This is a genomic window from Mesorhizobium sp. WSM4844 (genome assembly GCF_055811775.1).
Window position 1 is genome coordinate 327338 of sequence record NZ_JBVVQB010000001.1, and the last position, 12169, is coordinate 339506.

The 12169-nt window shown below is 61.3% G+C and carries 14 protein-coding genes; 7 read left to right on the forward strand and 7 right to left on the reverse strand.

Going from position 1 to position 12169, the window contains the following annotated elements; translation table 11 throughout:
* Positions 1–3: 3 nt before the first annotated feature.
* The 4 genes from AC0L2A_RS01500 to AC0L2A_RS01515 form a co-directional block, all read right to left on the reverse strand.
* On the reverse strand, positions 4–1410 hold the full coding sequence (locus AC0L2A_RS01500; RefSeq protein WP_473607222.1) for a PAS domain S-box protein: 1407 nt from the start codon (positions 1408–1410) through the stop codon (positions 4–6).
* Between the two features lie 169 nt (positions 1411–1579).
* Positions 1580–1744, reverse strand: a complete 165-nt coding sequence (locus AC0L2A_RS01505; protein ID WP_023799553.1) for a DUF3309 family protein — start codon at positions 1742–1744, stop codon at positions 1580–1582.
* A 285-nt stretch (positions 1745–2029) separates the two neighbouring features.
* A complete protein-coding gene (locus tag AC0L2A_RS01510; RefSeq protein WP_023799552.1) occupies positions 2030–2251 on the reverse strand; it encodes a hypothetical protein in 222 nt (73 codons plus the stop codon).
* An 8-nt stretch (positions 2252–2259) separates the two neighbouring features.
* The gene (locus tag AC0L2A_RS01515; RefSeq protein ID WP_091590065.1) at positions 2260–2442 is read right to left on the reverse strand and encodes a hypothetical protein; all 183 of its coding nucleotides are present in this window, start codon (positions 2440–2442) and stop codon (positions 2260–2262) included.
* Between the two features lie 170 nt (positions 2443–2612).
* On the opposite strand from AC0L2A_RS01515, the gene AC0L2A_RS01520 reads away from it, so the two are divergent.
* The 5 genes from AC0L2A_RS01520 to AC0L2A_RS01540 all read left to right on the forward strand — a co-directional run bounded on the left by AC0L2A_RS01520 (position 2613) and on the right by AC0L2A_RS01540 (position 6179).
* Entirely contained in the window at positions 2613–3044 is a 432-nt protein-coding gene (locus AC0L2A_RS01520) for a hypothetical protein (RefSeq protein ID WP_023799551.1), read from the forward strand.
* Between the two features lie 338 nt (positions 3045–3382).
* Entirely contained in the window at positions 3383–3589 is a 207-nt protein-coding gene (locus tag AC0L2A_RS01525; protein WP_023799550.1) for a hypothetical protein, read from the forward strand.
* A gap of 116 nt (positions 3590–3705) precedes the next feature.
* On the forward strand, positions 3706–5058 hold the full coding sequence (locus AC0L2A_RS01530) for a Do family serine endopeptidase (RefSeq protein WP_473509615.1): 1353 nt from the start codon (positions 3706–3708) through the stop codon (positions 5056–5058).
* A gap of 174 nt (positions 5059–5232) precedes the next feature.
* Positions 5233–5670: a DUF2267 domain-containing protein gene (locus AC0L2A_RS01535; protein ID WP_091590070.1), complete on the forward strand. Its 438-nt coding sequence runs from the start codon at positions 5233–5235 to the stop codon at positions 5668–5670.
* 44 nt (positions 5671–5714) lie between these two features.
* Complete coding sequence (locus AC0L2A_RS01540) at positions 5715–6179, forward strand: YbhB/YbcL family Raf kinase inhibitor-like protein (protein ID WP_473607223.1); 465 nt, start codon at positions 5715–5717, stop codon at positions 6177–6179.
* 26 nt (positions 6180–6205) lie between these two features.
* On the opposite strand, the gene AC0L2A_RS01545 is transcribed toward AC0L2A_RS01540, so the two are convergent.
* Together AC0L2A_RS01545 and AC0L2A_RS01550 are read right to left on the reverse strand one after the other, a co-directional pair.
* Entirely contained in the window at positions 6206–7681 is a 1476-nt protein-coding gene (locus AC0L2A_RS01545) for an FAD-dependent oxidoreductase (protein WP_473607224.1), read from the reverse strand.
* Between the two features lie 79 nt (positions 7682–7760).
* Complete coding sequence (locus AC0L2A_RS01550; protein WP_473607225.1) at positions 7761–8666, reverse strand: hypothetical protein; 906 nt, start codon at positions 8664–8666, stop codon at positions 7761–7763.
* 294 nt (positions 8667–8960) lie between these two features.
* Between AC0L2A_RS01550 and AC0L2A_RS01555 the strand changes: the two genes are divergently transcribed.
* The gene (locus AC0L2A_RS01555) at positions 8961–9920 is read left to right on the forward strand and encodes a PfkB family carbohydrate kinase (RefSeq protein WP_473607226.1); all 960 of its coding nucleotides are present in this window, start codon (positions 8961–8963) and stop codon (positions 9918–9920) included.
* A 200-nt stretch (positions 9921–10120) separates the two neighbouring features.
* A complete protein-coding gene (locus tag AC0L2A_RS01560; RefSeq protein ID WP_473607227.1) occupies positions 10121–10765 on the forward strand; it encodes a hypothetical protein in 645 nt (214 codons plus the stop codon).
* A gap of 144 nt (positions 10766–10909) precedes the next feature.
* On the opposite strand, the gene AC0L2A_RS01565 is transcribed toward AC0L2A_RS01560, so the two are convergent.
* Complete coding sequence (locus AC0L2A_RS01565) at positions 10910–11968, reverse strand: LacI family DNA-binding transcriptional regulator (RefSeq protein WP_473607228.1); 1059 nt, start codon at positions 11966–11968, stop codon at positions 10910–10912.
* Positions 11969–12169: the final 201 nt, after the last annotated feature.

Below are 12169 nucleotides of genomic sequence, written 5' to 3' on the forward strand. Positions count from 1 at the left end.
CCTTCAATCGGCCGCGATTTCGGCCAGTGATGTCTGGACGAAATGCAGCGGCGCCTCGAGCGTCCAGGTGATGCCTCGGGCGTGGAACTCCAGCCGCCCGCTGCCGCTGAGAGCCTGCGGCGCCACTCGCTCGAGCACGACCAGTCCGAAACCGCGCCCCCTGACAGCGTCCAGGATTGGCCCGTCCAACTCACGCCAGACCAGTCGAAAGGTCTCAGCGCCGTCGCCCGCAGGGACCACGTGCCAATCGATCTCGACGCGTCCGCCGTTGCACGACAGCGCTCCATGTTTTGCCGAATTGGTGGCGAGCTCGTGAAAGGCTATGCCGAGATACTGGACGGCGTTCGGCTGCAGTACCACCATTGGCCCGGCCATCGACACGCGGGACTGCGCTGCGAAGGCCTTGAGCTGTGCCTGGATGAGCTCGCCGACCGTCGCGCCGCGCCATTCGGCATTGACCAGGAGATCATGGGATTCCGAAAGCGATATGATGCGCTCTCGAACTTGCCCGAGGAAAGCCTCAGGTGTGCTCGTCAGCTTGCTTGTCTCGCGGATCATCGAGATGATGACCGAATACTGGTTCTTCACCCGATGGTTGACCTCGCGCATGAGCAGTCGGATGCGCCGTTCGTTCTCCTTGTGGGAACTGATGTCGCGCGCGATCTTGGAGGCGCCGACGACCCGCCCGATCCCGTCGCGGATCGGTGAGACGGTGAGCGAGACCGAAACGAGCGTGCCGTCCTTGCGCAGGCGCATCGTCTCATAGGAGGGGACGCGTTCGCCGGCGCGGATGCGGCTGATGATCGAGACTTCCTCGTCGAGACGGTCAGGCGGAATGAGCATCGTCACCGGCCGGCCGATCGCCTCGGCAGGCGTGTAGCCGAACAGGCGTTCTGCAGCATCGTTCCAGCTGGTGATGATGCCATTCATGTCCTTCGAGACGATGGCGTCCATCGACGACTCGACAATGGCGGCAAGACGCATGCGGGCTTCATCGCCCAGCGTCTGCGTGCGCAGGTCGAGCAGCGTGTTGATGGCACCGACAACATTGCCCGCTTCGTCGCGAAGCAGGCGTGGGTGAGCCCTGAATGGGACCAGTTCGCCATCCGGCCGCTCCGCAATCGCCTGGTCCCAGGAGACATCCCGCCCTTCGCGCAGCGCCACGGCCATCGGACACTCGCCATGCGCCATATCCCGACCGTCCAGATGACGAAGCTTCCACGAGCCGCACCATAGGTCCCGACCGATAACAGGACGGTGGCCCCAGAGCTCAGCTGCGGCTTCGTTGAAGAAGGTGATGTGTCCCTGCCCGTCGACGGTGTAGATGGCGACCGGCAGTGCCTGCATCAGATCGGCAGTGGGAATGCCCGGAACTCCGAGGCCGACGTCGGCTTGTTCAACGAAGTTCACTTATGGCGCCATTCTCGTGGATTTCTGAGCGGCTATAATGCCCTTGAGCGGTTTCGGTTCCGTCCGGACAATCACGTGCGGTCCCCTTTGCCCGCAGTCGCGGCGACATTCCTGGGCAAGGCATCAGGCCGACACAGGATCATCGCCAAATTGTCCGGCTAATCGTGTACTAAATGCGCCCGAGAAGGACCAGGATAATAACGATCAGCAGCACGAGACCGAGGCCACCGCCACCATAATAGCCGGTGCCGTAGAACGGTCCACCACCCAAACCGCTGAACCCGCCAAGCAAGATAAGGATCAAAATGATGATGAGTATGGTTCCGAGGCTCATGGTGGTTCTCCCATTCGTGCGCTGCCGCGCCGTACAAGGGCACGTCCATGCGCCTGTTGATGACGGTATGAACTCCCAGAGGGGGCTTCCTGTTCCACCGGAAGTAGCATCGCTGTCGCTCGTCTCGCGGGAAAAGCCGGTAGGCCGACGAGACAGCCCGCCGGCCGGGAGCCCGCGGGCGACAGCTTTCTCAGCCTCGGACCGCCTGGAGGAACGGCGATCACAGCAAAAATGCCTGACGCAGTCAGAAGTTGCGGCGGTAGGCCAAAGTAGGCCACAGCCACTCTACCGCCCTTTGTTTGCCGGCCGGGTGCCGCCGCCCTTCTTTTCGGGGTCATGAGTATGGTGGCTGTCGCGTTCGCCTCCGCCGCCTGAGATCTTGCTGCGGCTGCGCAGATCGGAATCGGCTGGCGGCTTTTCTATCACCAGCGGCTCCTTGGCGTTTTCGTGCGATGCGCCAGGACCGCCATGGCGAATACTGGCGCGGGTCTTCTTCGACGTGGACATGAAATCACCTAGCGGTCCTGCTGATGGCCTTGATGGGTCGTATTGACCTTCGTGTTGCCCTGCTGGCCCTGTTTGTCAGGATTTGGGGCGGAATGGCTGTGCTGCGTCTGATCGACAGGAACCGACTTCTTGTCGCCCGGACCCTTTGGGCTCTGGTTCTCTGTCGGAACGGGTGGTGGTTTTGTGCTCATGACCGTCTCCTTTCACTAGCCAAAACAGTCAGGCCCCCGGGAAGGTTCCTGATCCGAACCGGGCGAGGGGCAAACTCCTGACATTGCCATTTCCGGCCTTGTCGGCGCGTCGCAGCGCAATAATCTTCTGTTAGGGCGTGGGCACTTCCACCTGTTGAAAGGAGCCGACCATGAAACACCAAACACTCGACCAACTGCAGACAGTTGCGAAAGTTGAGCCCTCGGCGACATACCCGACCATGACTCGGGCGCAGCGGATCGAGCGTTGGGCAGAGCTTCTCGAACAAAATCCACGGCGTTGCCTCGGAGCCCTTTCAGGCACCGAATATCTCAGTCCTGAAGCTCGTGACGTAGCGCGTGGCGCGGGGTCGCCGATCACCGTTGCCTATGAGGATCCGGTGCTGCGCGCCATGGGTCTGAAAGATGATACCTACGGTGAGGCAAAGCGCTTCTTCGAGCTAAGTGACTGGCAGTTGCACAACATCGTCTGTCACTGTCACGTTGGTGCTACGATGCAAGCGCGATGGGCTGCCGCCAGAGTCCGCCGGACGATTACCGGGAACAGACTTCTGGCCTGGCTGAGGGCAAGGTTTGTGCATTGAGGCCAGCCCAGAACGGTGACGACAAGTCTTGATCGTTCTCGTTAGCGGCTGGCCGGCAAAAGGCTGGTGGCATCGCCGGTGCCGCAGTGTTGATCGAGCCGACGCCTTGCATTCAGGGCGGCCGGACGAAGGCTCATGGCCGGGTCCCTTGTCGGAGGCAGGAAGCTCTCGATTCATGTGAACACGGCCCGTGCCCCTGATCCATGACACCACCGATGCATGGTTGGCGGAATCTCGTCCCTGTGACATGCCCGCAATCGCGTCTGGGAACTTTTCTGGAGGCACATGGTTGGAATGTGCGGCTGAAAGAATCCGGGCCTGTGCCAAGGAGGTTCGCCATGAAGCTTCGCGAGTTGATGGACCAAGTGAAGGATTTGCCCCCGGATACCCTGGTCTGTGCCGCCGAGATTGACGAGGCCTTTGCGGCCAACATTGCCGGCATAGAAACAGTAGAAGGTGCCCGGATCGAAAGCCGGAAACCGGACGGCACCGAAGCTGTCGAACTCGCCAACGGGAACGACAGGGTTGTCGTAATCCGCTGGTGAACCGCTGGCTCATGCTGGAGCGGTCGCATGCTTGATCATGAACGCTGGAGGTGTCGCAGGCCATGTTACCGGTATTGAACAAAAGACTTTGCGCCGGCCTGATCGCCGGAACTCTGATGCTCTCGGCCGGCGGCTTTGCTCCGCTCGCAGCTCAGGAAATCCCAAACGACTTCACGGCGATCGTGCGCGAGAAAATTCCGGCCGTGGTCGCAATAACGACCAAACAGATCATCCAGGACCAGGCGACGCTGGGCGACTTTCTTAGTCCTTTCGGCAGTCCCGGCCTCGGACCGGCGCAACCGCAGGTGCGAGAGGCCCTTGGTTCCGGCTTTGTGATCAGCCCCGAGGGGTACATCGTCACCAACAACCATGTCGTTGCCGATGCAAGCGAAATTCATGTCGTATTCTCCGACAAGGAGACGTTGCCTGCGCAGCTCGTCGGCCGCGATCCGGCAACCGACCTCGCGGTGCTGAAGATCGACCCGCGGTCCAATATGACAACGACCGCCTGGGGTGACTCCGATGCAGTACAACCCGGCGCATGGACGATCGCTATCGGCAGTCCGTTCGGGCTCGGCGGGACCGTTACCGTCGGCGTGCTTTCGGCCCGTTCGCGCGACATCAATGCCGGTCCTTACGACGATTTTCTCCAGACCGACGCCTCAATCAATCGCGGCAATTCCGGCGGCCCGCTGTTCAATGCGCGCGGCGAAGTGATCGGGGTCAATACGGCCATCGTATCTCCCACAGGTGGCAGCATAGGGATTGGCTTTGCGGTACCATCCCGCACCGCCCGGAACGTCGTCGACCAGTTGATCCGCACTGGCCGGATCGAGCGCGGTTTCATCGGGGTGCGTCTCCAGGAGATCACCCCGTCGATTGCCGAGGCGCTTGGAATACCCGGCAGCAAGGGAGCGCTGGTCGCCTCGGTCGAACCCGGCAGTCCGGCAGAGCAGGCAGGCATACAGGCGGGAGACGTGATCACACGCTTTAACGGCAAGGACATCCAGAGCGTCCATGATCTGACGCTCGCGGCTGCGAGCCAAAAGCCGGGAACAAAAACGACGCTGACACGGAACCGCGGAGGCAGCCAACAGGAAATAGCTCTGACCATCGGACAACGCAACGATGAGGAGCAACAGACCAGCGCCGTTCCGAAGTCGGAAACGGCCGACACGCGTCTTGGATTGTCGCTCAGCCCAATCCCGGATGAGGCACGCCAGCAGCTCGGACTCCAGCCGGATACTACAGGCGTGTTCGTCCAGGAAGTGGCTCCAAACAGCCTCGCCGCCGAAAACGGCGTTCAGCCTGGCGATGTGATCGTCTCGGCCAACAACCGGGATGTGACACAGCCGTCGGACATCCAAGAGGAGTGGGCGAAATCCCGCCAGCTGAACAAGCCGATGTTGTTCCGCATCAGCAGGCAAGGGCAATCTCTTTTCGTTGCCGTGGCCACGGCCAAATCTTGACGGGCCAAATCTTGACGGGCCAACTCTCGATGGAAACGCGTTAAGCTTGGCGAGCGTAAACTTGGCCGAATAGATCACACGCTTTCGCGAGAGGTGGCCTTTAGGGACGGGAACAACAGCCGACCAAGGCCGTTTCGTCCAAGAGTCATTCAACCTGTTGAAAGGAGGCTTCCGATGAGCGCCACCGGACTCGACGTATTCGACAAGACGCTGCAGACAACAAACATCTGGCTCGACGAGATCATGACCGAGATCGGACCGGATCGGCAGGTCGCATGGCATGTGCTTGGAGCGGTGCTCCACGCCTTGCGAGACCGCATGCAGCCGGATCTTGCCGCCCACCTCGGCTCGCAGCTGCCGATCCTCGTGCGCGGCGCCTATTACGACCAATATCAGCCCTCCACGACTCCCGAGAAGTTGCGGTCGCTCGACGAGTTCCTGGCCAAAATCAAGGCGGAGTTGGAATTCACCCGACCGGTCGATTCCAAGGATGCATTCAGGGTCGTATCCAAGGTGCTCGCTCACCACGTGGGAGAGGGGCAGATGATCAAGGTTTGGGAATCCTTGCCGGCAGAAATCAGGCGCGTCGCGGCAGCTCAGCAAGCGGCGTGAAATAGCGCCAGATACAGTTGGTCTCGTTTCTTGGGGAGATGGAAATGCCACTCACCCTTATCAGTCCTGCGTTCCCGGCGGGCGGGAAAATCCCTGAAAGGCATACCCGCGACGGCCAGAACGTCTCACCACCGCTAAAATGGTCCGGTGTTCCGGACGGTACCAAGAGCCTTGTTCTCGTCGTGCAGGATCCCGACGCGCCGAGCGGGGTTTTCGGGCACTGGGCGGTGTTCAATATCCCGCCTGATGCCGGCGAGCTTGCCGAGGCGCAAGACGGCAAGCCAGGCCCCTCAGCACTCAGGCAAGGCACCAACGATTTCGGCAATGCCTATTACGACGGCCCGCAGCCACCGGTGGGACATGGCGTCCATCATTATCATTTCCGGCTGGCCGCGCTCGACGTGCCGAGCCTCAGTGTGCCGGGACAGGCGGGCGTGCAGCTCGTCTGGAAGGAAGCCCAGAAGCATGCGCTGGAGCAGACCGATTTGGTCGGAACCTACGCACGGTAACACCGGCCCGTGCCGGTGGCCGCCGTTTACAGCGCAGCCGGATCAAGCGGCTTTCGAGCCGGGCCGTGGATGACCGAGCCGTCGGCCGCAAAAATCGAGCCATGGCAGGGACAATCCCAGGTGTTGTCCGCATTGTTCCAGGTCACGGTGCAGCCCTTGTGGGTACATGTCGCCGAAACCGGGTGGAGCACCCCTTCAGGATCTCGCCACGCCGCGATCTTTTCGTCACCCCTGACGATCACACCGCCCATGCCGGGCGCGATGTCGTCGAGGCTTGAGACAATCGATTGGCTGCGGCCATTCTGGTGAAAGTCCTCGGGATAAGACCGCGCCGGGTCGTAGAGCCTTTGCCATGGACTCGGCCGCGCGCAGATCAGATCCGCGATCATCATGCCTGCGGCCGTTCCGTTGGTGATGCCCCAGGCGTTGAATCCCGTGGCGATATGAAAACCGGAGGCTTTGTCCGGATCGGGTTCGCCGGCATACGGAACCCTGTCGGCGGTATCATAGTCCTCATTGCACCAGCGCCACGCAACGTCCCCAACGGGAAGGCTCATTCTTGCCCATTGTTCCAGCTCGACAAACCGTTTCGCCACATCGCCGTCCTGGCCCGTGTCGAACTTGGGGCCGAGTGCGACAAGCAGCGGGTCTTCGGCGTCGCGGCCGGTGCGGATGGAATGCGTCGGATCGTCGATGCCGATGAACATGCCGTCGACAGCAAGACGGTCATCGATCCGAAACGCCATGGCAGTATGGCAGCGCGGCTGGGTGCGGTTCGCCATGCCGACGGGGCTCTTCACTGTCATGTTGGTGGCGACGACCACATGCTCGGCGTGAACGGTGCCGCTGTCGGTAACGACGCGCCAGCGGCTTGCCTCGCCGATAGAGATCGCGCGGCTGTTTTCGAAAATCCGTCCGCCACGGGCCGTCACCGCTTGAGCCAGGCCAACCAGATACATCGCCGGATTGAACTGCGCCTGGTCGGAAAAACGCAGAGCGGCGGCCGTTTCGAAAGGCAGCGGCGCGCGCTCCAAAACATCGGCGTCCAGCCCAACCTGGCGCGCGGCCTCCGCCTCGGCCACGATCTCCGCACGCCGGTTTGCATCGCAGCTGTAGGTATAGGCGTCCTTGGCCTCGAGATCGCAGGCGATGGCATAGTCGTGAACCCATTCCCGGATCTGCACGGCGCCGGCGGAATTTGCTTCGGCATAGGTCTGCGCCAGGTCCCGCCCAAAGGTGTCGATGAGATGGCGATAAATCAGCGCGTGCTGCGTCGTGATCTTGGCCGTCGAGCGGCCGGTCACCTGGCCGCCTGTCCGCAGGCCTTCGACGACGATTACCGACCGACCGGCTTCGCAAAGGCGAAGCGCCGTCGTGAGCCCGACAATCCCGGCGCCCACGACAACGGCATCGGCATGGACCGAGCCCTCGAGCGGAGAATAGTTCGTAGCGGTGGCTGCCGCCACCCAACAGCTTCCCGGTTTTCCCGAAAGAATGGCCATTTCACCGGCGTCCCATGCGCTTCGATGCATCTCCATCGACAACCCGCGCCGGCGCGAAAACGTTCCGGATTTACCATCTTCAGTCGTTGTTTCCGGAAGCGACAAACGCACCGGGAAGGTGCGAGGTGCAAGCCATCACCCAAGTGATCGCCTCGCGATCGTAATCATCGCCGGAGCGCCAATTCTCGAAGAAAGTGTTCAACCTCCCGATGCGCTCGGGCCAGACGCCGGCGGCCTGCAGGCCCAGCGACACGCCGTAATTGGTGAAGGCGAATTTCGTATCGGGCAGCCACGGCGCGCGGCTGAAATAGCCCGGCGGGTCGACCCACATCGTTTCCAAATTCCGCAGCGAACGTTTCGTCTGCGCTTTGGCCCATGGCTCGGCGGGAAAAAAGTGGGCGAGCCACAGCATCATGCCGAGGCCGAGATCCTGTTCGATGTCGAGGGTGCGCCAGTCGCGCTCGATCAGGTCATGCATCTGCGCGATCTCGGGCGCCAGTGCGTCTTCATCGAGCATCCGGTAGGAGACGTAACCATCGTAGGCGTCCATGCTGCCGAGACCGTAGCCGGGATAAGGACCGCTCAAATCCTCCTGCATTTTCCAGATCACGCCGCGGCCGGGGATCACGAAGGCCGGATGGATATCGCGCGCCAGCGCAACGCCGCGCACGCGGTATCGCGGTTTCAGATCGCCGAGCCGCGCCAAGGCGAACAGCCACATCGCCAGGTAGTGGAAATACTGTCCGTCGCGATCTGTCGCTTCGCCGATTCTCAACCCGCGCGGACGACCGAGCACACGCTCGACGTCCGCCACAAGCCGTTCAGCCTCACCCAGCCAACGTTCCTCGCCGAGTTCCTTGTAAAGCGAGACATAGAGCACGACCCCAAAAGCATCGGTCCAGAGATAGCGCAGGCCGTTGGGCCAGATGCCTTCGGCGCGCATCCAGTCGAGTTTCCGCAGGACATAGTCAACGTCGCGCAGCATAACGCTGGTCTAGAGCCCGAACGGATAAGTATCGGGTGCTCCGGCCTTGGCATGCTTCGGCCCAGGCCGACCGGCTGTGGGCGCGTCGCAGTTGCGAGCATGCGGCATGTCGAGCATGTCTGCCTCCGTTCCGACTGGTCTGGGTCAGATCGCAAACGATCTGGTCGGCGGCGGGTTCCTTGGCCATCGCAGTAAGCCCAGCCTGTTCCGCCGGCCCGACCCCGGAACCCTGCGTCTGTTCACGAGTTCCTTGGTCAGTCGCTCACTTGCGCACGAAGGGTTGAGGAGGTTTCGTTGCCGCGCCCGATCGTGCTCTCGCTGGGCAGCATCAATGCCGATCTGCAGTTCGACGTTCAGGGGTCGCTTGGCGATGGCGGCACCGTTAGGGCCAGCGGCTTCGCCCAACGCGCCGGCGGCAAAGCCGCCAATGTCGCGTATTTCACCCATCGCCTCGGCGTTCCGACGAGGCTTATCGGGCGCGTCGGCGGCGACCATTTCGCGGAGATCGCAGTCGGTCCGCTGAAGGCGGCTGAGCTCGACCTCGGGTCCGTCGGCGTTAACAGCGACGTCCCGACTGGCGTTGCCATCGTGGCGGTTCCGAAGGACGGCACGAAAGCCATTCTGTCCGCGTCCAATGCCAACATGTCCTGGAGTGAAGCGGCCGTTGACAACGTCGTGGCAGCCATCAGGAATTCTCCTGATCGATCGATACTCGTTGCTGACTTTGAAATTCCCTTGCCCGTCCTGGATGCCGCTTTCGAGACGGCGCAAGAACGTGGGTTCAGGGTCCTGGTCGACCCGACATTCGCCGATCAAATCGATCGGTCGCAACTCTGTCGCTTCTGCGCGATTACGCCAAATCAGCAGGAGGCTTCGGATCTGCTTGGCCTGCCGATCGCCACCAATGACGATGCGGCCCGAGCGGCGCTCCAACTGAATGCGCTCGGGGTGGAGATAGCATGCGTCAAGCTCGAAGACGGCGGCTGCTTTCTCGCACTGGATCACGACGCAATGCAAATTCTCGCCCCGACGATCGAAGTGATCGACAAGACTGGTGCAGGCGACGCGTTTATCGCGGCAATGGCCGTCGCCTTGCTCGACGGCAAGTCCGCCTACGCCGCCGCTTGCTGGGGCGTCGCGGCTTCGGCGATTGCCGTCCGGAAAAAAGGCGCACAGGAATCCTATCCATCAATGATGGAACTCCGGCAGATGATCGCGTCAGTCGAACGCTGCGACGGACGTGAATTGGTATAGGCTGATGCCATTACTGTTAGGCCGGCGGCCGAAGACTGCGCCGTTGCGGCCCGTGGCGAAGGTCACCTGCGCGCGCCCGGAAAAACCTAAAGAATGGTTCGAGCCACCCGCATCCAGTATTTTGGCGATAAACCAATTCGTGCCTTGTTTTTCCCGCTGCAATTGCGAACCATGGAAATGGATTGATTCGGAGCTTGTCTATGCGTGGACTGCAAGTGGCCCTGGCTGCGGTGATCTTGGGCATTTCAGTCAGTTCTGGACTCGCCGATGACAATTCTCCCTTTATCTATTTTGCGACCCAGGATCCTTTCGCAGACGGTTTGCCGACCAAGAACGATGTCTTTGTCTTTGGTGGCGTCTTTACGCGCGGAGCCTTCGGCGACGCGATCAATGTTTTCGGTGCCGACTACACCGACAACTATATAGTCGGAGCTGCATACGGTCGCGATTTCGTCGATATCGGCGCTGGCTTCGTTCTTGGTGGCGTCGCCGGCGCGGCCATAAGATTTGGCGAAGACGACGATACGACTGGCGAACTTTGGGCCGGAGCGCGACTGCGCCACCACGGCCTCGTCATTGGTGATTTGGCGATTGCGCCCGCACTGACTGCTGGATTCAGTGCCGTTACCGGCCCTACCGAGATCGAGCGCGAACGCGAAATCCGCCACGATGGCGATGCGTCATTCCTCGGCTTCGTCGGCGCGGAGCTTTCGTTCAGAGTGAGGCAAGCCCCCAACGTCGAACTCGTCTACCAACTCCACCATAGATCCGGCGCCGATGGCACGTTTGGAGATATGACAGAGGGTTCCAATGCGAACGCTCTTGGAATCCGTTATCGCTTCTGACGCTCGCTGCTGTAGACCTTTTTACAGGCGCCTACGCACCCACCCAATTGGCTCGCGCTGAGGACGGCGACACTCCCGTGAGGGTCGGCACGATGAACCACTGAAAATCTCAAGGCCGTGTCGCCCTATAGCGCCGGGTCACCCTCAGGCTATATCCTTCAGCGTGTCCAGCGGCCCTTTCAATGCAGACCTGGGCTGGATCAACTCTGGCGCGATCAGGAAGGTCTGCGGTGCCGTCGGCGGTTCATCGATCAGCTCGAATGCCTTCGTGATCATCGCCTCAACATTCTGCCGCACCATGATTACGGGGAAGGGCAGGAAAGAGCCGAAGGGGTCATAGTCGTAGCAACCGACGACGAGTTCGCTGAACATTTCCGCCGGCCGGCCGGCCATGAAACGCAGCAGACCTTCCATATTGATCGACGAATTGATGAACAGCGCGCGCGGCAGCTTGCCACGGCATTGGTAAAACGCCTCGAAGGCACGCAAAGTTATATCAGGCGAATACCCGGAGGACTGCACACCGTCGTCAGGGTCGGCGCCCAGCAGCGCCTTCTTGGTCGCATGGAAAGCGGCGATGCGTTCGCGGCTGGCGTGGTCGTTGCGGCCGCCAAACAGAAACAGCTCGTCCGGCCGCAGAGGATCGTCGTTGCCGAAGCGGCGGATGATTGCTTCCGTCAGCATCCGCGCGCCCTGATAATTGTCGCTGATCACCGAATGCGCCTTCGCTCCCGGCAGGTCGATGTTGATATGCCTCAGCCCCGCCAGTTCGCAGACCTCGTGCACGCCATCGGGATCGGTGGCGCCGACGATGAAGAGCTGGTCGATTGAATAGGAGATCAGCGTCTCCGCGGTCCGCCGTTCCTCTTCGGGGTCGCGGCTGGCGCTAACCACGACCGGGCATTGGCCGCGGCTGCGCACATGCCCCTCAAACGTCTGCGCCATGGAGGAGAAGTAGCGATTGTCGTGGACGGGCAGCATCAGGCCGACCAGGCCTGATCGCGAGCGTCGCAGGCCTCGCGCTTGCAGATTGGTGGTGTATTGGTGGAGTTCGGCGAGGCCGAGAATTGTTTGCGCCGTACTTTCCTTGATGCGGCGCTTGCGCCAAGTGCCGTTCAGGACGGCACTCACGGTCGACGGCGAACTGCCCGACAGCACGGACAGGTCATAGATCGTCGCCTTCTTCTTGACCCGCTGATCCATCTGGCGCCTCCGGCGCGTCTATTTAGAGCAATATCCCGCTTGACGAGAGCTTCTCGATGCACAATAGTTTCTGCACCATCGATTGTGCAAGCGAAAACCGGTGGATGATCGATGGGGAAGTGCCCCGTCTCTTTCGGGGAGGTTTCTAACGGCCGCCGTCGTTCGACGGCTCGAGTGTGTTCCCACTAGGAACGTTATGGG

Bases quoted from the DNA above. Each gene is read 5' to 3' on its own strand.
- AC0L2A_RS01505 (WP_023799553.1), bottom strand. From the start codon at position 1,744: ATGAGCCTCGGAACCATACTCATCATCATTTTGATCCTTATCTTGCTT.
- AC0L2A_RS01535 (WP_091590070.1), top strand. From the start codon at position 5,233: ATGAGCGCCACCGGACTCGACGTATTCGACAAGACGCTGCAGACAACA.
- AC0L2A_RS01565 (WP_473607228.1), bottom strand. From the start codon at position 11,968: ATGGATCAGCGGGTCAAGAAGAAGGCGACGATCTATGACCTGTCCGTG.
- AC0L2A_RS01560 (WP_473607227.1), top strand. From the start codon at position 10,121: ATGCGTGGACTGCAAGTGGCCCTGGCTGCGGTGATCTTGGGCATTTCA.
- AC0L2A_RS01510 (WP_023799552.1), bottom strand. From the start codon at position 2,251: ATGTCCACGTCGAAGAAGACCCGCGCCAGTATTCGCCATGGCGGTCCT.
- AC0L2A_RS01520 (WP_023799551.1), top strand. From the start codon at position 2,613: ATGAAACACCAAACACTCGACCAACTGCAGACAGTTGCGAAAGTTGAG.
- AC0L2A_RS01525 (WP_023799550.1), top strand. From the start codon at position 3,383: ATGAAGCTTCGCGAGTTGATGGACCAAGTGAAGGATTTGCCCCCGGAT.
- AC0L2A_RS01550 (WP_473607225.1), bottom strand. From the start codon at position 8,666: ATGCTGCGCGACGTTGACTATGTCCTGCGGAAACTCGACTGGATGCGC.
- AC0L2A_RS01530 (WP_473509615.1), top strand. From the start codon at position 3,706: ATGCTCTCGGCCGGCGGCTTTGCTCCGCTCGCAGCTCAGGAAATCCCA.
- AC0L2A_RS01545 (WP_473607224.1), bottom strand. From the start codon at position 7,681: ATGGCCATTCTTTCGGGAAAACCGGGAAGCTGTTGGGTGGCGGCAGCC.
- AC0L2A_RS01515 (WP_091590065.1), bottom strand. From the start codon at position 2,442: ATGAGCACAAAACCACCACCCGTTCCGACAGAGAACCAGAGCCCAAAG.
- AC0L2A_RS01540 (WP_473607223.1), top strand. From the start codon at position 5,715: ATGCCACTCACCCTTATCAGTCCTGCGTTCCCGGCGGGCGGGAAAATC.